This is a genomic window from Demequina sediminis (assembly GCF_039545075.1).
In the GTDB taxonomy this organism is placed as follows: domain Bacteria; phylum Actinomycetota; class Actinomycetes; order Actinomycetales; family Demequinaceae; genus Demequina; species Demequina sediminis.
In genome coordinates, this window is record NZ_BAABRR010000001.1 from 366,729 (window position 1) to 387,858 (window position 21,130).

16 protein-coding genes are annotated in these 21,130 nt (G+C 71.1%); 8 read left to right on the top strand and 8 right to left on the bottom strand.

The genetic code is table 11. The annotated features are described in order from the left end of the window. Positions 1–53 precede the first annotated feature (53 nt). The 4 genes from ABEA62_RS01805 to ABEA62_RS01820 form a co-directional block, all read right to left on the bottom strand. Complete coding sequence (locus ABEA62_RS01805) at positions 54–671, bottom strand: YitT family protein (protein ID WP_286216014.1); 618 nt, start codon at positions 669–671, stop codon at positions 54–56. A 28-nt stretch (positions 672–699) separates the two neighbouring features. Continuing rightward, positions 700–1,983, bottom strand: coding sequence for an MFS transporter (locus ABEA62_RS01810; RefSeq protein WP_286216015.1), 1,284 nt, complete (start codon positions 1,981–1,983; stop codon positions 700–702). Positions 1,984–2,147: 164 nt separating this feature from the next. Further along, positions 2,148–4,127, bottom strand: coding sequence for an acyl-CoA dehydrogenase family protein (locus ABEA62_RS01815; protein WP_345378240.1), 1,980 nt, complete (start codon positions 4,125–4,127; stop codon positions 2,148–2,150). A gap of 29 nt (positions 4,128–4,156) precedes the next feature. Then, positions 4,157–4,789: a TetR/AcrR family transcriptional regulator gene (locus tag ABEA62_RS01820; protein ID WP_286216017.1), complete on the bottom strand. Its 633-nt coding sequence runs from the start codon at positions 4,787–4,789 to the stop codon at positions 4,157–4,159. Between the two features lie 74 nt (positions 4,790–4,863). Here ABEA62_RS01820 and ABEA62_RS01825 point away from each other — a divergent pair, with 74 nt between their 5' ends. The 5 genes from ABEA62_RS01825 to ABEA62_RS01845 all read left to right on the top strand — a co-directional run bounded on the left by ABEA62_RS01825 (position 4,864) and on the right by ABEA62_RS01845 (position 11,100). Further along, complete coding sequence (locus ABEA62_RS01825) at positions 4,864–6,132, top strand: acetyl-CoA C-acetyltransferase (RefSeq protein WP_286216018.1); 1,269 nt, start codon at positions 4,864–4,866, stop codon at positions 6,130–6,132. Next, positions 6,132–7,502, top strand: coding sequence for a 3-oxoacyl-ACP reductase (locus ABEA62_RS01830; protein WP_345378243.1), 1,371 nt, complete (start codon positions 6,132–6,134; stop codon positions 7,500–7,502). The genes ABEA62_RS01825 and ABEA62_RS01830 overlap by 1 nt, the downstream gene beginning before the upstream one ends. Further along, positions 7,502–8,356 (top strand): MaoC family dehydratase, encoded by an 855-nt coding sequence (locus tag ABEA62_RS01835; protein ID WP_286216021.1) that lies wholly within the window; start codon positions 7,502–7,504, stop codon positions 8,354–8,356. Before ABEA62_RS01830 ends, ABEA62_RS01835 begins: the two co-directional genes overlap by 1 nt. A gap of 74 nt (positions 8,357–8,430) precedes the next feature. Next, on the top strand, positions 8,431–10,161 hold the full coding sequence (locus tag ABEA62_RS01840; RefSeq protein WP_286216022.1) for an AMP-binding protein: 1,731 nt from the start codon (positions 8,431–8,433) through the stop codon (positions 10,159–10,161). A gap of 51 nt (positions 10,162–10,212) precedes the next feature. Beyond that, the gene (locus ABEA62_RS01845; RefSeq protein WP_286216023.1) at positions 10,213–11,100 is read left to right on the top strand and encodes a glutaminase; all 888 of its coding nucleotides are present in this window, start codon (positions 10,213–10,215) and stop codon (positions 11,098–11,100) included. A gap of 425 nt (positions 11,101–11,525) precedes the next feature. Here the strand turns inward: ABEA62_RS01845 and nrdG are convergent, their stop codons facing one another. Together nrdG and nrdD are read right to left on the bottom strand one after the other, a co-directional pair. Then, entirely contained in the window at positions 11,526–12,092 is a 567-nt protein-coding gene (gene nrdG, locus ABEA62_RS01850) for an anaerobic ribonucleoside-triphosphate reductase activating protein (protein WP_286216024.1), read from the bottom strand. 2 nt (positions 12,093–12,094) lie between these two features. Then, positions 12,095–14,344, bottom strand: coding sequence for an anaerobic ribonucleoside-triphosphate reductase (nrdD, locus tag ABEA62_RS01855; protein ID WP_286216025.1), 2,250 nt, complete (start codon positions 14,342–14,344; stop codon positions 12,095–12,097). A 211-nt stretch (positions 14,345–14,555) separates the two neighbouring features. On the opposite strand from nrdD, the gene ABEA62_RS01860 reads away from it, so the two are divergent. Both ABEA62_RS01860 and ABEA62_RS01865 read left to right on the top strand, forming a co-directional pair. After that, positions 14,556–14,786, top strand: a complete 231-nt coding sequence (locus ABEA62_RS01860) for a hypothetical protein (protein ID WP_286216026.1) — start codon at positions 14,556–14,558, stop codon at positions 14,784–14,786. Positions 14,787–15,037: 251 nt separating this feature from the next. Next, positions 15,038–16,708, top strand: a complete 1,671-nt coding sequence (locus ABEA62_RS01865) for a M15 family metallopeptidase (protein WP_345378251.1) — start codon at positions 15,038–15,040, stop codon at positions 16,706–16,708. Here the strand turns inward: ABEA62_RS01865 and ABEA62_RS01870 are convergent. Beyond that, complete coding sequence (locus tag ABEA62_RS01870; protein ID WP_286216031.1) at positions 16,705–17,787, bottom strand: tRNA-dihydrouridine synthase; 1,083 nt, start codon at positions 17,785–17,787, stop codon at positions 16,705–16,707. The two genes, ABEA62_RS01865 and ABEA62_RS01870, sit on opposite strands and share 4 nt — an antisense overlap. A gap of 97 nt (positions 17,788–17,884) precedes the next feature. Between ABEA62_RS01870 and ABEA62_RS01875 the strand changes: the two genes are divergently transcribed. After that, complete coding sequence (locus tag ABEA62_RS01875; RefSeq protein ID WP_286216033.1) at positions 17,885–19,756, top strand: DEAD/DEAH box helicase; 1,872 nt, start codon at positions 17,885–17,887, stop codon at positions 19,754–19,756. Positions 19,757–19,807: 51 nt separating this feature from the next. On the opposite strand, the gene ABEA62_RS01880 is transcribed toward ABEA62_RS01875, so the two are convergent. Continuing rightward, complete coding sequence (locus ABEA62_RS01880; RefSeq protein ID WP_286216034.1) at positions 19,808–21,025, bottom strand: cobalamin-independent methionine synthase II family protein; 1,218 nt, start codon at positions 21,023–21,025, stop codon at positions 19,808–19,810. Positions 21,026–21,130: the final 105 nt, after the last annotated feature.

Consider the following 21,130-nt stretch of genomic DNA (forward strand, 5'->3'; position numbering starts at 1 on the left):
TCCTGCCCGCGCGACCGCGGCCTCCGCGACTCGCCGCGCGGACACGACATGGCTCAGCCGAAGTAGCGTCCCGGGCGGTGGTTGATCGCGACCACGAGGTTGAGGACCACCGCGCCGATGATCGAGCACACCAGGATCCACGGGTCGACGAGCGCGACCGAACCCACGACGATCACGAGGTCGATCGCGCCCTGGACGTAGCCGGCGCGCCACCCGCGGGACGACTGCAGGTACTGCGCGAGGATGCCGAAGCCGCCCGCGCTGGCCCCGTGGCGGAACAGCACGAGCATGCCGGTCCCGACGGCGAGGCCGGCGAAGATCGCGGCGTACAGGGGCGACAGCGAGGACACGTCGATGTAGAGCGGGTGCAGGCTCACCCCGACCGAGATCAGCGCGACCGACACGAGGGTCTTGAGAGTGAATCGCCAGCCCATGCGGCGCAGCGCGAGGAAGTAGAACGGCACGTTGAGCACGAAGAACACCGCGCCGACCGACCAGTGGCCGAGGTAGCTCGCGAGGAACGCGACGCCCGCGATGCCTCCCGTGACGCCGTCGATCGCGTGCAGGAGGTACATGCCCCACGACAACAGAAACGCGCCGGTGGGGATCGCGAGCGCATCCTCGAGAAGCGAGTGGGGCCTGATCTCGACGGGCGGCTCGATGACGGTCACGGGTGCTCCTCGCGGGCGGTGGGGGCGCTCACGCGCCGGGCGACACCGCCACCCGGTCGTCGTCGGCCGCGAAGGAGGCTATCGCATCGTCCCCCGCATCGTCCCCGCGCGGTCGCGTCAGGCGCCAGCCGGCCACGGCGGCGAGCACGCCGGGCACGCAGAGCGCGAGCCCCACCCACGTGGGCGCGAGGTAGCCCCACCCCGCCGCGATCACGGCTCCGCCCAGGATGGCGCCCAGGCTGTTGCCGATGTTGAGCGAGGAATGGTTGACGGCGGCGGCGATGGTCTGGCTCTCCCCCGCGACGTCCATGAGGCGGGTCTGGATCGCGGGCGACAGCGCGGCGGCCGCGGCACCCACGAGGAACAGCCCCGCCAGCAGGCCGACAACGCTGGTCGCGGTCAGCGCGAGCACGATCAGCGACGCGGCGAATACCGCGAAGAGACGGAAGACGGCGCGCATGGCTCCCCTGTCCGCGAGCCGCCCGCCCACGAGGTTCCCGGCGGTCATGCCCAGCCCGAGCACCACCAAGGCGACGGGGACGAACCCCGCCGAGACGCCGGTCACCTCGGTCGCCAGCGGCGCGACATACGAGTAGACGGCGAAGAAGCCGCCGAAGCCCAGCGCGCCGGTGGCCAGGGCGAGCCACACGGCGGGAACGCGGAACGCGGCGAGCTCGCGCCGCACGGTCGCGTGGGGATCCCCGGGCGTCGCGGGGACCAGCACCGCGATGGACACCGCGGTGAGCGCGAAGATCGCCGCCACGGCCAGGTACGCGACGCGCCAGCCGGACTGCTGGCCAAGCGCGGTGATGAGGGGGACGCCTACGACGTTGGCGATCGTCAGTCCCGAGAGCACGAACGCGACCGCGCGGCCGCGCCTGCCCGGTCCCATGAGATCCGCGGCGGCGAGCGCGGCGACGCCGAAGTACGCGCCGTGCGGGAGGCCGGCCGCGACGCGCGCCGCCACCACGAGCTCGAAGGTGGGTGCAAGAGCCGAGGCGACGGTGCCGAGCGTGAAGGCGACCGCGAGCACCGTGAGCAGCGCCTTGCGGGGAAAACGGGCGGCCACGGCCGCGATCGTGGGTGCGCCCACCACGACGCCGATCGCGTACGCGGAGATGATGGCCCCCGCCCGGCCGATGGCCGCCTCGGGGTCCTCGGCGTACAGGGACGGCAGCAGGTCGCGGGCGATGTCGGGCAGCAGCCCCATGGCGACGAACTCGGTGGCGCCGATTCCGAATCCGCCCAACGCGAGGGCGAGGAGTGCGAGTCGCGTGCGCGCGGGGCCAAGAGACGTAGCGGTGGCAGACATGGTGCGGCCTTCGAGGACGAGGGTGGGTGGTCGCTCGCCATCGAGCAGGCATCGAGCAGGCATCGTGCCCGCACCAGTGAACCACGGCGGGGCGGCGCGGATTCCCGTCCCGGCCCTGGCCGCCCTCTCCTTGCCGCCCCGGCGCCACCCCTCCCGCGGCCGGCTCAGTCCTCGAGGATCGCGGCCCCCAACCACTGCGCGGGGACGCCAAGTCCCTCGACGAGCGCGAGCGCGTGCGGGCGTAGCTCGCGACACAGCGCGTCGATCTGATCGCCGATCGCCTTCGAGCGGCCCCCGCTGATGCGGTGGTGCTCGAGGTACCACGCGCGGTCGGCCGCGATCGAGGTGAGCGCGTAGAGGCTGCAGACGCGCTCAAGGACGTCCCGGGTCTCGGCGTCCTCGACGCGAGAGATCGCGTCAACGGTCGCCGCCAGCATGACGCGCTCGAGGTGCGCACGCGCGACGAACTGCACGTGCGGCCCCAGGCGGTTGAAGGACTCGAAGGCATCGCCCTCCGCCTTGCCCGCCGCCCGCATCCGCCGCGCGAGCGACTCGAGCGAGTGGCGCTCCCTCTCCTCGAACATGAGGGCGTGCCATCCGCGGTCGACGAGGGTGGTCTCCTCGGGGCGGCGGCGCGCGGTCGCCGCGAGGCGGTCGAGCATGAGACCGGCCGCGGTCCGCTCCATGACCATCTCGCCCACCGCGCGCGTGGTGGCCGCGACCACGCCTCCGCGGTCGAGCGCGCTCCACGCCTGACGGTAGTCCGTGAGCAGTCCCTTCGTGACCAGCTGCATGAGCACCGTGTTGTCGCCCTCGAACGTGGCGAAGATGTCGACGTCGCCGCGCAGCCCGGTGAGGACGTTGTCGCTCATGTATCCCGCGCCACCGCAAGCCTCGCGCGCCTCCTCCACGGCATGGTTGGCAAACCACGTCTGCATGGCCTTCATGCCTGCAGCGAGCGTCTCGAGCTCGCGCTGATCGCGCTCGGTGCTGGGCGCATCGCCCTGCACCGCGACCAGCGCGGCGACCAGCTCGTTCTGCGCGTAGCCCAGCGCATAGGAGCGAGCCAGCAGGGGCAGCAGCCGCCGCTGGTGCACCACATAGTCGAGAAGCAGGACGCCCTCGGGTCGCCCCGGAGCGGGGAACTGTCGCCGCCGCAGCGCGTGACGCGTCGCGATCGACAGCGCGCGCCGCGCCGCCACGGCGCCCGCCCCTCCCACACACACGCGGCCGCGCACGAGCGTGCCGAGCATCGTGAAGAAGCGCCGGTTGGGATCCGCGATCTCGGAGCGGTACGCACCCGTGTCGTCGATGCCGCCGTAGCGATCGAGCAGCATGCGCCGCGGGACGCGGACGTGATCGAAGGCGATCGTCCCGTTGTCGACACCCAGCAGGCCGCCCTTGTGTCCGTGGTCGCCCGTCGTGATGCCGGGGAGGTCCTTGCCATGCTCGTCGCGCAGGGGCACCAGGACCGTGTGCACGCCGTGACTCTTGCCGTCCACGATGAGCTGGCCGAACACGGCCGCCATGTGCCCGTCGCGCGCCGCGTTGCCGATGTACGCCTTGGTCGCCGCGCTGTTCGGGGTGTGCACCTCGATCTCGTCGGTCTCCGGGAGGTAGGTGAGCGTGGTCTCGAGGCTCGCGACGTCGGACCCGTGCCCGAGTTCGGTCATCGCGAAGCCCCCGAGGAGTTCCATGCTGGTGATGCTGGGCAGGAACGTGTCGTGGTGCCATGCGGTCCCGAGGTTGGTCACCGCGCCCCCGAACAGTCCGAATTGGACTCCAGACTTGATCGTCACCGACAGGTCGCCGTGCGCGAGGGTCTCGAACGTCACCACGGCCGCCAGGGGGTCGGCGTGCGCCCCGGCGCGTTCGGGCACTCCAGATGAGCCGAAGCCGCGCGCGGAGAGCTCGCGCAGCCGCGCGAGCGTCCATTCGCGGGACTCGTCGACGCCGTAGTGCACCGGGCGCAGCATGCCTTCTGCGGGAAACGCCCTGCGCGCGGCGGCGCGCTCGACGGCGAAGGGTCCGTCCAGCGCCGCTCGCAGGGACGCTCCGAGCGTCGTCAGCGACTCGCCGTCGACATCGGCGTCGAGGCCGCGGCCGGCGGCTGGTGTCGTAGGGGTGTCGTGGGTCAACGTCATTGTTGCTCCTCGTATGGGGTGGGCGGGAACTAGGTGTCGTGGGGCGTGAAGGCGCCGGCGAAGCCCGGGGTGAACAGGGCGGTGATGTGGGCGACCACGTCGGCGCGCGGCGGGCGAGGATCGGCGGCCATCCACTGGTCGGCCGCCGCGCGCACGAAGCCCACGAGCCCGTGGCCCCAGATGGGGGCCGATGCCGGGTCGAGCCCAGCTCGCTCGAGATGACCGGCGATCGCCTCGGACACGTGGCGACCCACGACCGCCGGCAGGTGTCCCGCGGGGTCGGGAACCCCGGTCGGCCCGACCACGGGAGCCGCCATCACGAAGCGGTAGATGTGGGGGTCCTTCTCGACCAGGCCGAGGTAGGCATCGGCCAGGTCCCCCGCCATGCGGCCGAGGTCGGCCGGATCCGAGAGCTCGAGCGCGACCCTGAGCCCCTCGTGAATGTAGTCGTGGACGGACTCGACCACGGCGGCGTACAGCCCGGCGCGATCGCCAAAGTGGCGGTAGATGACGGTCTTCGACGTACCGGCGCGCGCCGCGATCTCGTCCATCCCCACGCCGGGCCCGTGGACCCGGATGGCGCGGAGCGCCTCGGAGACGAGCTCGCGCCTCCTGTCCGCCCGGTGCTGCGCCCAGCGGGTGTCCCTGCCATCGGTGGTCATGTCGCCATAGTAACGAGTACCGTCGGTATCTGCTACCGTCGGTATCGGTTAGTTACTCAATCCCCGGAGGAACCATGCACCACAACGTCGTGGTCGTCGGAGGGAACCGCATTCCCTTCGCCAAGGCCGGCGGTCCCTACACCCAGGCATCCGCCCATGACATGCTCACCGCGGCCCTCGATGGTCTCATCGCGCGCACCGGCCTGAGCGGGACGCGCGTCGGCGAGGTGGCGGCCGGAGCCGTCCTCAAGCACCCCAACGACTTCAACCTCACGCGAGAGGCCGTGCTGAGCTCGGCACTCGCCCCCGAGACTCCCGCATGTGACCTGCAACAGGCCTGCGCGACAGGCCTCGAGACCACGATGTACATCGCCAACAAGATCGCGCTCGGTCAACTCGACAGCGGGATCGCGGGCGGCGTTGACTCGGCGTCTGATGCGCCCATCACCGTGAGCGACCCCCTCCGGCGCATCCTGCTGCGCGCGAACGCGGCGCGCGACCTCAAGGGCCGCGTCGCCGCTCTCAGCCGCATCCGCCCCGCCCACCTGGCGCCGGACGCGCCGCGCGTGGTCGAGCCACGCACCGGACTGTCGATGGGCGAGCACCAGGCCCGCACCACCGCCCGGTGGGAGATCGCTCGCGAGGACCAGGATCGCCTCGCCGTCGCGAGCCATCACGCCCTTGCCGCCGCATGGGAACGCGGCTTCTTCGACGACCTCGTGACGCCGTACCGAGGCGTGACGCGCGACGCGATCCTGCGCCCCGACACGAGCCTCGAGCGCCTCGCGACCCTCAAGCCCGTCTTCGGCGGCCCCGAGGGCACGATGACGGCCGGCAACTCGACCGCGCTGTCCGACGGCGCGGCCGCCGTGCTGTTGGGCACCGAGGAGTGGGCGCGCGAGCATCACCTCACGCCGTGGGCCCGCGTTGTGGACGCCCAGGTCGCGGCCGTCGACCACCCGGGCGGCGCGGACCTGCTGCTCGCCCCCGTGGGTGCGACCGGCAGGCTGCTTGCGCGCCAGGGACTCACGCTCGACGACATCGACCTGCTCGAAATCCACGAGGCCTTCGCGGCGACCGTGCTCGCGACCCTCAAGGCGTGGGAGGACGAGGACTACTGCCGCGGCCTCGGTCTCGACGGCGCGATCGGTCGTGCCGACCGCTCTCGCATCAATGTCGCGGGCTCGTCGCTGGCCGCGGGCCATCCGTTCGCCGCCACCGGCGCGCGCATCGTCCCCACGCTCGCGAAGCTGCTCCACGAGCGCGGGCCGGGGACCCGCGGGCTCATCTCGGTGTGCGCGGCAGGCGGGCAGGGCGTGGTCGCCCTGCTGGAGGCGGTGTGATGAGCATCGTCGAGAAGGCCTACACGTCGCCGCTGGGCCGCAAGGTGGCCGCCAAGGCGGGGCTCGCCGAGCCCCCACGACTGCGCCGAGGGCGCACCTATCCGCAGGGTGCCGTCGTGCTCGCCGCGCCGTCCGGGGCGACCCTGGTCGAGGAGACCCTGCGGCTGATCGGCCGCGCCTACGAGCAGCCGGTCGTCGATGTCGAGAGCGCGGCGGGGGGCGCCACGGGCGCGCCGGGCTACGGCTCCCGGATCGGCGCCCTCATCGTGGACGCGACGCGACTGAGCACGATTCCCGATCTCGAACAGGTGCGTGCCGCGCTGCGGCCGGCGGTGAGGGGAATCGAGCCCTCGGGCAGGATCGTCGTGGTGGCCCGTCCCGGCGGCGTGGGTGCCGGCTGGGAGGCCGATGCCGTCGCGCGTGCCCTCGACGGCGTGGTGCGCACGGTGGGCAAGGAACTGCGCGGGGGCGCGACGGCGAACCTCGTCTACGTCGAGCCTGGCGTGACGCCGGGCGACCTCGCCTCGACCCTGGGCTTCCTGCTCGAGGGGCGATCGGCCTTTATCGACGGCCAGTCCTGGCGCGTGGCTCCGGCTCAGGTGGCCGCGGCGCCGTTGGCCGCCGCTCCGCACGACGGCAGGATCGTGGTGGTGACCGGCGCCGCGAGGGGAATCGGAGCGGCGATCGCGCGCACGCTCGCGCGAGACGGCGCGAGCATCGTTGCCGTGGACATTCCCGCCGCGGGCGAGGCGCTCGCGGACGTCGCGAACGAGATAGGCGGCACCGCGCTGCAGCTCGACATCACGGCGGACGATGCGGGGGCGCGGATCGCGGCCCACGTCGCCGCCCGGGGCGAGAGTATCCACGGGATCGTGCACAACGCGGGCATCACGCGGGACAAGATGCTGGTCAACACCGATGCCGAGCGGTGGGCCTCCGTGCTCGAGGTCAACCTGCGTGCCCAGATGCGCATCAACGCCGTGCTGCTCGATCCCACCACCGAGGGCGGACTCGCCGATGGCGGCAGGATCGTCGGCGTCGCGTCCACGTCGGGGCTCGCGGGCAACAAGGGGCAGAGCAACTACGCGGCCTCGAAGGCCGGCGTCGCTGGCCTCGTGATCGCGATGGCGCCCGACCTCGCCGCGCGCGCCATCACGGTCAACGCGGTCGCTCCCGGCTTCATCGAGACGGACATGACGGCGCGCATCCCCTTCGTGCAGCGCGAGGTGTTTCGCCGCAGCAACAGCCTCAACCAGGGCGGCAGCCCGGTCGACGTGGCCGAGACCATCGGCTACCTGCTCGACCCGTCGTCGCAGGGCGTCACCGGTCAGGTCATCCGCGTGTGCGGGCAGAACCTCGTGGGTGCGTGATGAGCGGCGTCGAACGGCTCGCGACGGCCCCCGGCATGGGCAAGGCCTTCGCCCGCGCGTTGCTGCCCGGCACGCGCGGCGAGGGTCGCATTCCCGACCACACCGTCGAGCTGGCGCCCCAGCGACTCGACCCCGCCCGGCTCGCGGACTACTCGCGCGTGTGTCACTTCACCCTGCGCGACCGCGTGCCGGCGACGTGGATCCACGTGCTCACGTTTCCCCTGCACGTGCACCTGCTGGGCGATCCGCGCTCGTCGATTCGGCTCGTGGGCGCGGTTCATGTGAGCAACACGATGACCCTTCACCGCCCGGTCGATGCCGCCGAGCCGCTGACGCTCGCGGTGAGGGTCGAGAACCTGCGCCCCCACGCGAAGGGCGCGCTGATCGACCTGGTGGGCGAGGCGCGCGTGGGCGACGAGCGCGTGTGGGACGGGGTGAGCACCTACCTGTCCCCCGGCGCGCACGCTCCGGGCGAGCCGGTTCCCGTTCCCCGGGCGTCGTTCGCCCCCGCGGACCCGCACGCGCTGTGGCGACTCCCCCAGGACCTCGGTCGTCAGTACCGGCGGGTGTCGCAGGACCCCAACCTCATCCACACGAGCCGCCTCGCGGCGAAGGCCTTCGGCTTCGCGCGCCCGATCATCCATGGCATGTGGACCCATGCCCGCGCGCTCGCGGCCCTCGAGGGCCGCCTGCCGCCCGCGTACACCGCCACGGCATCGTTCGTGAAGCCCATCCTGCTGCCCGCGACCGTGGGGTTCCGCGCGACGCCCACTGCAGACGGCCACGAGGCGGCCGTGACCAGCAGCGACGGTGCCAAGCCCTTCCTGCTCATGGGGGTGCAACGCGCGTCGTAGTGGCGGCACGGCCGCCCCACGCGCCACAATCGTCCCCAACCCGTTCCGACCCATCAACGAGGATGAGAGCCGACATGTCCCCCGAGTCCCCCTCCGCCATCGATCCCGTCGGCGGCGCAGACCGTCCGTGGTTCGCGTTCTATCCGCCTCAGGTGCCGCGCGCCATCGCGCCGCTCGCGGAGTCCTCGCTGGGTGAGATGGTCGAGCACGCCGCCGCGCGTCACGGCGACAAGGTCGCGTTCTCGAACCTGGGCGGCACGCTCACCTTCACCGAGGTCGACCGCCTAGCGACGCAGTTCGCCGCGTTCCTTCAGCACGGACTGGGCCTCCACAAGGGCGACAGGATCGTCATCCAGATGCCCAACCTCATGCAGTACCCAGTGGCGCTGTTCGGCGCGCTGCGCGCGGGGCTCATCGTGGTCAACGCGAACCCTCTCTACACAGCGCGCGAAATGGAGGGCGTGTTCAGGGACGCGGCCCCCAAGGCGATCGTGGTGCTCGCGAACTTCGCGGACCGCGTCGAGCAGGTCCTGCCCGCGACCACGATCGAGCACGTCATCATCACCCAGGTGGGTGACCTGCTGCCGCAACCCAAGCGCAGCATCGTCAACTTCGTGGCCGCCAAGGTCAAGAAGATGGTCCCCGACTTCCACCTTCCCCAGGCGATCGCCTTCCGCGACGCTCTCGCGCAGGGAGCGGGACGCGCGGTCACGGATCCCGGTCTCACTCAGGACGACATCGCCTTCCTGCAGTACACGGGTGGCACCACCGGCGGCGCGAAGGCCGCGATTCTCACGCACGGCAACCTGCTGGCCAACCAAGAGCAGTTCATGGCGCAGATCCGCAACACGCTGGGCGAGGACAAGCAGTCGGTGATCGTGGCCGCACTGCCGCTCTATCACGTGTTCGCCCTCACCGTGAATTGCATCGGCTTCTTCCGGTTCGGCTCACACAACGTGCTCATCACCAACCCCCGGGACATCCCCGCGTTCGTTAAGGAGATCGGCGCGTCAAAGCCCGATGGCCTCGTGCTCGTGAGCACGCTCGCGGGAGCCCTGCTCGACAATCCAGGCTTCGCGAAGCTTGACTTCGGCAGCCTGCGTCTCACCGTCGCGGGGGGCATGGCCGTCCGCACTGCCGTTGCGGATCGCTGGCGGTCCACGACGGGCCAAGACATCATCGAGGGCTATGGCCTCACGGAGGCGTCTCCCGTGGTCAGTGTCAACCCCACACACATGGCGCCGCGGATCGGTACCATCGGCATCCCGCTGCCCTCGACCGACGTGCGTATCCTCGACGATGAAGGCAACGACCTTCCCGTGGGCGAGCGCGGCGAGCTCGCGGTGCGTGGGCCGCAGGTGATGAAGGGGTACTGGAACCAGCCCGAGGAGTCCGCGCGCGTCATCAAGGACGGCTGGCTCCTCACCGGCGACATCGCGGTGTTCGACACGGACGGCTTCCTCACGATTGTCGACCGCAAGAAGGAGATCATCGTCGCGTCGGGCTTCAACGTGTACCCGGGGGAGATCGAGGACGCCGCGATGCTCCACCCCAAGGTCGCGGAGGCCGGCGCGATCCCGATCCCCGACGAGCGTGCGGGAGAGGTTCCCAAGCTCTTCGTGGTGCGTCGCGACGCGTCGCTCACCGAGGCCGAGCTCGCCGCCTTCCTCAAGGAGCGGCTCACGGGATACAAGCGTCCCCGGCAGATCGAGTTCATCGACGAGCTGCCCAAGACCAACGTGGGCAAGGTTCTGCGCCGTGCCCTGCGCGAGCGCGAGGCGGCTGCCGGCAACGCCCAGGCGTAGGAGGCCGCGAGCCTTCACTCCGGACCCGTCCCGATACGGGACGATGCCGGGGTGAGTTCTTCGTGGGAGTCGCCGCTCGACGCGGCATACGAGGCGGGACGCGCCGCCGCCGGCGGCGCGGTGACGCAGGTCTACCCCGCGCTCGCCGCGGTCTCCCCTGACGTGTTCGACGTCGCCTGCCACCGACTCTCCGGTGAGACGCTGGCCCAGGGCAGCGGCGCATCGTTCATCCTCATGAGCGTCGCGAAGGCGTTCACGCTCGCGCTTGCCGTGGACATGGCCGGCGAGGATCGCGTGCTCGCGCTCACCGGGATGGAGGCGACCGGGCTCGCGTTCAACGACCCCGCCGCGATCACGCGGACCTCTCACGGCCGCACCAATCCCATGGTCAACCCCGGGGCACTCACGGTCGCGAGTCTGGTGGGCGACGAGGCGGCGATCCGCGACGGGTTGTCACGCTTCGCGGGTCGGAACCTGGCCGCGGACCCCGTCATGGTGGAGGCGATTCGGTCGAGCAACCAGCGCAATCGGATGCTCGCGGAGCTGCTGGCCGAGCGGGGATTGCTCGCGACGGACGTCCAGACCGCGCTGCACCTCTACACGTACCAGTCGTGTCTCGAGGTCGACGCGGCGACGCTGGCGCGCATGGGTGCGGTGCTCGCCGGCGAGGGGCGCGACCCCATCTCGGGGGGTCTGGTGGTGTCGGAGGCCGCCGCGCGGGTGGCGCTCGACGCGATGGCGCTCGCGGGTCTGTACGAGGCCTCGGGAGCGTGGCACGAAGCCGGCGGGCCGCCCGCGAAGAGCGGGATCGCGGGTGGGATCGTGATGGTGCTTCCGGGGCGCGGTAGCTTCGCCGCCTACTCTCCTCCGCTCGACGAGTCCGGCAACCCATTGCGGGCCTTGGCGGCGGCACGGGCCTTCGCGGGGGCCGCCGCATGAGTGCGGTTCCGGGCGCCCTCCTCGCGGGACCACGCGGGCGGCGCACGGTGCTGGAGGTCGTATGGGCGCTCACTGCCGAGCATTCGCACGGGTCCCAATTGTGGCCGGGCGACTCATGGGCGCCGGTGCGCTGAGTCGTTCGATGAGGGGCTCGATGAGGGGCCCGCGCGTGTCGCTCCTCGAGCCGGACGCGGCATGCGACACCTCTCTCCCGCGCCCTTGCGCATTTCATGCACGAAGCAGCACGACGTCGCATCGTGCGTGATGGCGGCGAGCAGGCAGAACGTCGCCTCGTGCATGACCTCGGCGAGGCAGTGCAGTGTTGCTTCGTGCGTGAAATGCGCAAGCGACGGGGACCCACTCGGCTGGGGCTGGGACTGGGATTGGGGCTGCGACTGGCGCCGGGGCCGGGGCCAGCGCTCGCGCTACGTCCTCTCGCGCACCAGCCCTGCCCACTCGACTGCGACTCCGGCTTCCAGAGAAGCTTCGACGTCGAGCACGCGCTGGTTCGTGCTGCCGCGGAAGGCGAGCCTCAGGTCCCGCTGGCTCAGCTCGAACCGCCCGTCGACCAGCACGTCCACGTTCTCCAGCAGCTCGAGCTTGTCGGGAGAGCCCTCGAGCAACTCCTCGAGGGTGTAGCCGGTCCAGCACCACACGTCCTTGGTCGGGAGCTCCTCCCGCAGGCGGCGCACGAGCGCGAGGCACGTCCCCGTGTTGAGAAAGGGCTCTCCTCCGAGCAACGACAAGCCCTGCACCGCCGGATGGGCGAGGTCCGCGAGGATCCTGTCCTCCAGCGCTGGCGTGAACCGCTCCCCCATGCGAAAGCTCCACGTGTCCTCGTTGAAGCAGCCCTCGCAGGCGAAGAGGCATCCGGCCACGTAGACACTGCACCGCACGCCCTCGCCATCGACCATGACAAACGGCTTGTAGTCCGCGACAAAGCCCTGGCTCACGCGGTCGGCAAGCCACTCGGGCGCGGGCGTGCGGGGCATCGTCACTCCTGGGACGCGGGCGCCACCGGGTCGAGCGCGCTCAACGGAATCCGGACATCGTCCGACAGGTGCTTGACCCGAGCGGAGATCTCCATGTGGCGGCCGTGCACCATGGGGCGCTGCTGCGGGTTGCCCAGGTAGCCGCACGTCCGCTTGACCACGTCGCACGTGCGGGGATCCGCATTGCCACACGCGGGGCATGCGAAGCCGCGCGCTGTCGGATCGAAGTCCCCGGCGAAGCCGCACTCGTAGCAGCGGTCGATCGGCGTGTTAGTGCCCAAGTAGCCGATGCGGTCGTAGGCGTAGTCCCACACCGCCTCGAGCGCCTTGGGGTTCTGCTGCAGCACGGGGTACTCGCAGTAGTGGATGAAGCCGCCCGACGTGTAGGGCGCGTACTCGGCCTCGAAGTCGAGCTTCTCGAACGGCGTGGGGTTCTTGCGCACGTCGTAGTGGAAGCTGTTGGTGTAGTAGTCCTTGTCCGTGATGTCCGGCACGGACCCGAAGCGCTCCTTGTCCATGCGGCAGAAGCGATCCGTGAGGCTCTCCGACGGCGTCGAGTAGACGCTGACGTGGTACCCCGACTCGGCCTTCCACGCGGCGGCGCGGTCGCGCAGCGTCGCGAGCACCCGTAGCGTCAGGTCCTTGGCCTCGGGGTTGGACTCCCACGCGCCGCCGTAGAACGCGGTCGCGACCTCGTAGAGCCCGATGTACCCGAGCGACACCGTCGCGCGGCCGCCCCGGAACAGGGTGTCGACGTCGTCCGTCGGGTCCAAGCGCTTGCCGAATGCGCCGTGCACGTAGAGGATCGGCGCGTTGCCTGGCTTGGCCTCCTTGCAGCGCTCGACACGGTAGAGCAGTGCGTCGTGCATGGTCTCGAGCCGCTCGTCGAGCAGCCGCCAGAACACCTCCTGGTCGCCGGCCGCCTCGAGCGCGATGCGCGGCAGATTGAGCGTCACCACACCCAGGTTCATGCGCCCCTCGACGGAGTCGACCCCGTCCTCGTCCTCCCAGCCCTGGAGGAAGGAACGGCAGCCCATCGGCGCCTTGAACGACCCGGTGATCTCGACGATCTTGTCGTAGCTGAGCATGTCGGGGTACATGCGCTTGGTCGAGCACTCGACGGCAAGCTGCTTGATGTCGTAGTTCGGGTCCCCCGGAGAGAGGTTGAGCCCGCGCTTGAGCGTGAACAGCAGCTTCGGGAAGATCGCCGTGCGACCCTCGCGGCCAAGACCTCGCACCCGGATCTCGAGGATCGCGCGCTGAATCTCGCGCTCGTACCACCCGGTGCCGAGGCCGAAGCCCACCGACGTGAAGGGCGTCTGACCGTTGGACGTGAACAGCGTGTTGATCTCGTACTCGAGGCTCTGCATCGCGTCGTAGATGTCCTTGCGGGTCTTCGACTTCGCGTACTCGGCCTGCTTGTCGGCGTCCTCGATCCACTCCGCAGCGTCCGCGAGGTGCTTCGCGTGGTTGCGCTCGGCGTAGGGCGCGAGGAGCTCGTCGATCCGGTTGACGGTGCATCCGCCGTACTGGCTCGACGACACGTTGGCGATGATCTGCGAGATCTGCGCCGTCGCGGTCTGGATCGACCGGGGCGGCTCGACCTGCGCGTTGCCGATACGGAAGCCGGCCGACAGCATCGTCTTGAAGTCGATGAGGCAGCAGTTGGTCATCGGCGCATACGGGTGGTAGTCGAGGTCGTGGTAGTGAATGTCGCCCTTTTGGTGGGCATTCGCCACGTGCGGGGGCAGCATGCGCAGCCCGATCGCCTTGCCGACCATGCCCGCGGTGAGGTCACGCTGGGTGTTGTAGACGTCGGCGTCCTTGTTGGCGTTCTCGTTGACCACGGCCGAGTCCTTGTCGAGGAGTCGCGTGATCGAGTGGTTGAGGTCGGTGGAACGTGCACGGGCGACGTCGCGCTCGACGCGGTAGTCGATGTAAGCGCGGGCGACCTCGTACTCCCCCGCCTCGAGAAGCTCGTGCTCGACCACGCTCTGAATCTCGTAGATCTTCACCTGGCCCGCGAAGCGCTCGGCAAGCTCCGCGTCCACGCGGGCCACCACGGCGTCGATCGCACGCTGATGCGCGGCCGTCACGTCACCGTGGACCGCCGCGTACGCCTTGGCGATGGCCACGCCGATGCGTCGGTCGTCAAAGTGAAGGCGGCGTCCGTCGCGCTTGACCACCTCGAGGCGGGGTCGCGGCGCGTGGTCGTCGTTGATCTGTGCCGGCTCGATGTCCGTGATGCTCATGGTCGGTCCCTTCCTCGCCTAGGCCTCCAACCACTAGATGTGGTGGCCGAAGTCGTACGAGCACACTAGATCTCGTGTTTGACTCGGGATGGGCCTTTGGTCCCAGGCGGACGGCCGCGCGGGCCCAACGCACCACACTCCGGGCCTCACCCCGCACGAAGCAGCACCCTCGTTGCGCCGGATTCCCGCGGCGATTCTCGACTCTTGCGGCGTGTCTGCGCAGTACCGCGACTCTCAGTCCGAGGTCGCTACCGCGCTCGACAACGTGGCAACCGGAATCGCCAAGGGCGCGCAGGGCGTGAGCAGGCTGCTCCAGGCGGCGAACATGGACGCGCCCGTCGAGGCGATCGCGAGCGAGCGTCACCCGACGGTCCTCGCGGCCCTGCTGCTCAACCGCGCGCCTCTCGAGCCGACGCGCACGGCCTCTGAGCCCGGAGTGTGACGCATGTCACACGACGCGCGGGGCCTATTGCGCGTTGACAAGGAAACCCCTGGTGGTATCCGCGGCGGCCCCCGAGGGCCGCTCGGACCCCACCGCGGCGAGCGCCCCCGTACGGGACCGCGCCGGCATAGCACAGTTATGGTGGACGTCTTGCGCCGCCGCGTGTCGCAGGCTCCGCCCCTGGGCGGTGCCGCCGCGCATCGTGCGCCCCTTGTCCCCGTCGGAGGTCTGCGTTCCACATGAGTACCCCCATGCCCCCTGCCGCCACGCCCACCCGCCGTCCCACGCGGGGCCCCGCGCGGTGGCAAACGGCCACGGCCGTCGCCGTCACGTGTTTCATGGGCGGCCTCGCCGTCGCGATGGGCGCGCACGAGCACCGCGTCGACTCCGCTGTGGAGGAGGCGCGCGTGCAGGCGCTCGCCCTCGCGGAGAGCAAGGCGGCACTTGAGGCGTCCCTCGAGCGCGCGAGCGACGCCGCCGATGTCGCGCTGTCGCTGAGGGACCCCGAGGTTTCCAGCGCCGCCGCGGGCGTCTCTCGCGCCGCGGCCTCGGCCGCACACACGGCACTCGCGAACGACGTTGCCGTGACGGGTGCGAGCATCCTCCCGCCGACCTGGGCGATGGCCCCGCTGGAAAGCGAGCCGCCCCCCGGTCCGTTCGCACCCGTCGGGCCGGCCGCGGGCGACGCGGCGGCAGGCGCAATAGCGGTGTCCTCTCAGCGCCCCGTCTCCGCTCAGGAGCTCGTCATGGTGCCCACCGTGGCCCCGACCGCGGCCTCCACACGACCTGGGACTCCCCCGCCCTCCCCCACCGCGGCGCCCTCGGAGGACGCGGCGTCCACCCTCGACCCGGGCGCCGTGGACGTCACCACCGTCGTCGAGGACCCGTCCGTGATCCGTGTGCTCGAGGGCGAGGTCGAGGACCTCGAGTCGGTCGAGCGCGCCGTCGCACGGCTCGAGGAGGCGAGCGTGGAGCTCGCGGCCTCCGCACGGCGCGTGGACGGCACCACCGCGGTGCTCGAGGCCACCACGGCGGCGGCCGCGCTCGAGGAGGCCAATCTCAGTCTCGACGCGCGGCTCGCGGCGGTCGCGGTCGCGGTCGACGCCACCGACGCGATGATCGCAGCAGTAGGCGGGCGGCTTGTCGACAACTCGGCCGCCCACGAGCTCGCCCAGGCGCGTGACGACCTCGCCCTCGTGCCGCAGAGCGAGATCGACCGTGCCGACCCCGACGCGGTCGCGACGGCGACGGAGGCGCTCGACGTGGCGGAGCAGTCCCTCTCGGCCGCACAGGTGCGCTTCGCTGCCTCCCACGAGGCCTGGAACGAGCGCGAGAACTCACGGCGCGACGCGGTCAATGCGTCGCGGATAGCGTCGTACCGCGACACTCTCGCCGCCGCGGAGGCGAGCCTGCGCGCCGACTACCTCGCGGCATCGGCCCGTCACCAGGACGGCTGGGAGGGGCGGCCCGCCGGCATGTCCTACGCCAACGGCCTCCTCCCCTCGAGCGCGCTGTGCGACCTCTCCTTCGCGCCGGGCGAGGTGCTGCACTGCGATGCCGCGGCCGCGCTCGAGCGGGCCGACTCCGCCTACTTCGCGCAGACCGGCACCCACCTTGAGGTGTCGAGCTCGTACCGCTCGTATGGCGCCCAGGTTGCGACGCGCTACACGAAGGGCGGACTGGCTGCCCGCCCGGGCACCTCGAACCATGGCTGGGGCCTCGCGGCGGACTTCGAGCCCGCATCGGCCGCGTGGCTACGCACGCATGGCGAGGCCTACGGGTGGGTGCACCCCCGCTGGGCCCGTGTGGGCGGCGCCAAGCCCGAATCGTGGCACCTCGAGTACGTCGCGCCGGGCGTCGAGCTGGACGCTCCCCGCAAGCCGGACCTGCTCGACCACGTCGCGAGCATGCTCGCCGGCTAGGCCACCGGGGCGGTCGAGCCGCGCACCGCGGCACCCAATCCGGGATCCAGCATGGCTCCGGTCGCGCTCATCACTGCATCGGCACCCACCGCGCGATACGCGCGAGCGTGGTCGGCCGTCAGCACCCCGCCGACCCCCACGATCTCGAAGGCAGAGGACACGTCCTCCCGCAGTCGCGCCAGCCGCTCGACCATGTCGAGTCCCGCCCACCGGATCGCGTCGCCGCACACTCCCGCGACGGCGCGGCCCTCGCCCGGCAGGGCCTGGCGGCCGTCGGCGTCGACCAGCCGGGCGGGAATCGTGTTGATCGCCGCATAGCCGGCCACGTACGGAGCCGTCGCCCGCACGAGCCCGGCGAGCGCGGCATCGTCCCTGAAATGCGCGAGCTTGACGTACAGCGGCAGGTCCCCGATCTCCTCCTTGACCGCCGCGACGATGCGCGTCACGGCGGGCGTGTCGAAGCACAGCAGCGCCCCGGTGCCCTCGTTGGGGCAACTGAGGTTGAGCTCGAGCGCACGCGCACCGGTCTCGCGCACGAGCCGCGCGGCCGCCACGTGATCGGCGAGGTAGGCGCCGTCGCGATCGCCCGCGTCCGCATCGGGGCGGGTGCCTTGAAACGAACCGACGAGCAGCTGGCCTGGCCCGGCCGCGGCGACCGCGGCGGCCATGTCCGCCTGCCAGGCGTCGGGATCGCGTGATGGCACGCCGAACGAGTTGGAGATGCTCGTCGCCTCGTCGAGGGCGTCGTCGGCGAGTAGGGGCCGCGCGGCGCGCTCCGGCGTGAGGTCGCCGTCGACGTGCACCGCGAGCGTGTGGGGAAAGGGATGCACGGGGTGCGTCCGCGTGCGGACCGTCTTGTAGACGTTGACGTCGAAGCCCGCGCGGAAGGCGGCGGCGCAGAAGGCCGCGTTGACGAGCGGCCCCGCCGGGATCCCAAACGCCGAGTAGACGGCCTCACCGGCAAAGGACTCGCGGGGTGGACCGTCAGGCCGCGCCGCGGCGACATCGCCGAAGCCGCCGAAAGGCCCGAGGGCATAGTTGTCCTCGTACGTGCGGCGCGGGTCGTAGAACCAGGGCATGATGAGTGAGGCTAGACCGCGAAATCCGACGTGCATGGGGACCTTTGGGCCCCACGCCTGCGAGACGCGCCCGTGCCGGGGGGCCTACTGTTGGACCATGTCTTCTCCCAGCACGCCCTCTTCCACCCCCTCGGACCCCGACGCGGCAGCGTCCGGCCCGACCTTCGCGGAGCTGGGGCTCGGCGAGCACGTGCTCAAGGCGATTCGCGCGGTCGGCTACGAGACGCCGTCCGCGATCCAGGCCGCCACCATTCCCCCGCTGCTCGCGGGCCGCGACGTGGTCGGGCTCGCGCAGACCGGTACCGGAAAGACGGCGGCGTTCGCGCTGCCGATCCTCGACCGCCTCGAGCGCGGCCGCAAGAAGCCCCAGGCGCTGGTCCTCGCGCCCACTCGCGAGCTCGCGCTCCAGGTCTGTGAGGCCTTCGAGCAGTACGCCGGCCACAGCACCGGAGTCCACATCCTGCCGGTCTACGGCGGTCAGGGCTATGGCGTCCAGCTGTCGGCACTGCGCCGCGGCGTCGACGTCGTGGTGGGCACCCCCGGTCGCATCATGGACCACCTCGACAAGGGCACGCTCGACCTGTCCGAACTCACGTACCTGGTGCTCGACGAGGCCGACGAGATGCTCAAGATGGGCTTCGCCGAGGACGTCGAGACCATCCTCGCCTCGACCCCCGAGGACAAGCAGGTTGCGCTGTTCTCCGCGACCATGCCCGCCCAGATCCGTCGCCTGTCCCAGCGCTACCTGCGCGACCCGCAGGAGATCACGGTCAAGCGCCAGACGACGACCTCCTCGACCATCACGCAGCGCTACCTGGTCGTGGCGTATCAGCAGAAGCTCGATGCCCTCACGCGCATCCTCGAGGTCGAGAACTTCGAGGCGATGATCGTGTTCACGCGCACCAAGAACGAGACCGAGACGGTCGCCGAGAAGCTGCGCGCGCGCGGATACGCCGCCGCCGCCATTAACGGCGACGTAGTGCAGGCCCAGCGCGAGCGCACGATCGCCCAGCTCAAGGACGGCAAGCTGGACGTGTTGGTCGCCACCGACGTCGCGGCCCGCGGCCTCGATGTCGAGCGCATCAGCCACGTCGTGAACTACGACCTTCCCGTCGACACCGAGTCCTACGTGCACCGCGTGGGGCGCACGGGACGCGCGGGACGCACGGGAGACGCGATCAGCTTTGTCACCCCGCGCGAGCGCCGCATGCTGGGCGCGATCGAGAAGGCGACGCGGCAGCCGCTGACGCTCATGCAGTTGCCCACCGCGGGCGACGTCAACGCGACCCGCCTCGCGCGCTTCGATGACTCGATCACGGCGGCGCTGGCACAGCGCGACAGGATCGATCGCTTCAGGGACATCGTCGCCCACTACGTCGAGCACCACGACGTCCCCGAGGGGGACGTGGCCGCCGCGCTCGCCGTGGTCGCGCAGGGTGACACTCCCCTGCTGCTCGACCCGGAGAACGATGCCCCGCCCACCGAGTTTGCCGCGCCCCGCAAGGCGCGGGGAGACTTCCGCGACGACCGTGACGACCGCCCGGCACGCCGCGACCGCGGCTCGGGTGACCGCGTCACCTACCGCATCGCGGTGGGGCGGCGTCAGAAGGTCGAGCCGCGCCAGATCGTGGGCGCGATCGCCAACGAGGGCGGCCTGGACCGCTCCGACTTCGGCCAGATCACCATCCGCCCGGACTTCTCACTGGTCGAGCTTCCCGCGAATCTGCCCGCCGATGTCCTCGACCGCCTGCGCCGCACGCGCATCAGCGGCCAGCTCATCGAGCTGCAGGTGGATCGCGGGCCCGGCGGCTCGCGATCGGGCGGTCCGCGCTCGTCCGGTCCGCGTTCGTCCGACCAGCGCGGTGGCGGCTCCCGTTACGGCAGCGACCGCGGTTCTGACCGCGGCGGCGACCGGGGTTCCGATCGCTACGACGACGCGAAGCCGTACCGCAAGCCGCGCACGCGCTAAGGCGATGCGGGCGCCCGACGGGGCGCCCGCATCGTCCTCACGCTCCCCTGACTATCCGCCGATCCGCTGCGCCGCGAGGCGTGCGCCCTCGCCCAGAGCGCGGAGCTTGGCCCACGCGATCTGAGGGTGCACGCGACCGCCCAGGCCGCAGTCGGTCGACGCCACGACGCCCTCGGGGCCCACGATCTCGGCGAAGCGCAGGATCCGGTCCGCGACCAGCTCGGGGTGCTCGACCACGTTGGTTGCGTGGCTGACCACGCCCGGCTGCAGAACCGTGCCAGCGGGCAGGTCGACGTCGCGCCACACCTTCCACTCGTGCTCGTGGCGCACGTTGCCCGCCTCGAAGGAGAACTCGCCTGCGTTGACCTCGAGGATCAGGTCGACGATGTGTCGCAGCTCGAGGTCCGTGGTGTGCGGCCCATGCCACGATCCCCAGCACAGGTGCAGACGCACCTGCTCGCGCGGAAGGCCCTCGATCGCATGGTTGAGTGCGTCGATGCGCGTGCGCAGGAAGGCGCGGTAGTCGGCCACGGACGGCTCGGGATTGATTTGGTCCCAGCTCTCGGCGAGCGAGGGATCGTCGATCTGCAGCGTGAGACCCGCGTCGACGATCGCCCGGTACTCCTCGCGCATGACGTCCGCCCAGGCCCAGATGTGCTCCTCGTCGCTCGCGTAGCGCGTGTTGCCGATTCTCGCCGCGGAGCCGGGCGCAAGCGACGTGATGAAGCCGCGCTCGAGGCCGTGAGCGTCGAGCGCCGCGCGCAGGTTGGCGGTGTCCGCGGCCACGTGGTCGTGGCCGCGGTACGCCAGGTCCCCGGTGGTGAGCGGCCAGAAGGGCGGCTCGCCAAGCAGGACCCCCGAGGTGGGGTCGCCGTACGCCTCAGCGAAGGCCACCCAGTCGCGGCGGTCCGTCATCGAGGTGAGGCGGGGCGCACCCGGCTCGGAGCGGACCGGGGCGGGAGGAGCGGCGTCGGGGCCGGGAAGCTCGAGCCCTGCGGTTCGCTGGAATGAGTACGACCACCAGGCACCGAAGTCGTGCGCGGTGGTCATCGCCTTGCCGTACTCGCCGTCGCCGACGATCGTGATGCCCGCCTCGACCTGCCGGCCGACAAGTTCGCGCACCGCCGTCGCGGCGAGCTCGGTGTACTCCGGGGTGTGAATCAGGGTGAAGCCGTCCTCTGCCGTCTCGAGGGCGCGCGTCGCCGCGACCAACTCGGGAGAGCGCGGCAGGGAGCCGGCGGTGGTGGTGTGGATCGTGACGGCGGACATGAGCGCTCCTGACGGTCGCGTGACGGGGATGCGCCCATTCTGCCCGGTGGCGTCGGGCGCTCGCGCCGCGCGCGGCGGCAGGCCAAGCGCGACTCGCGCTAGCCC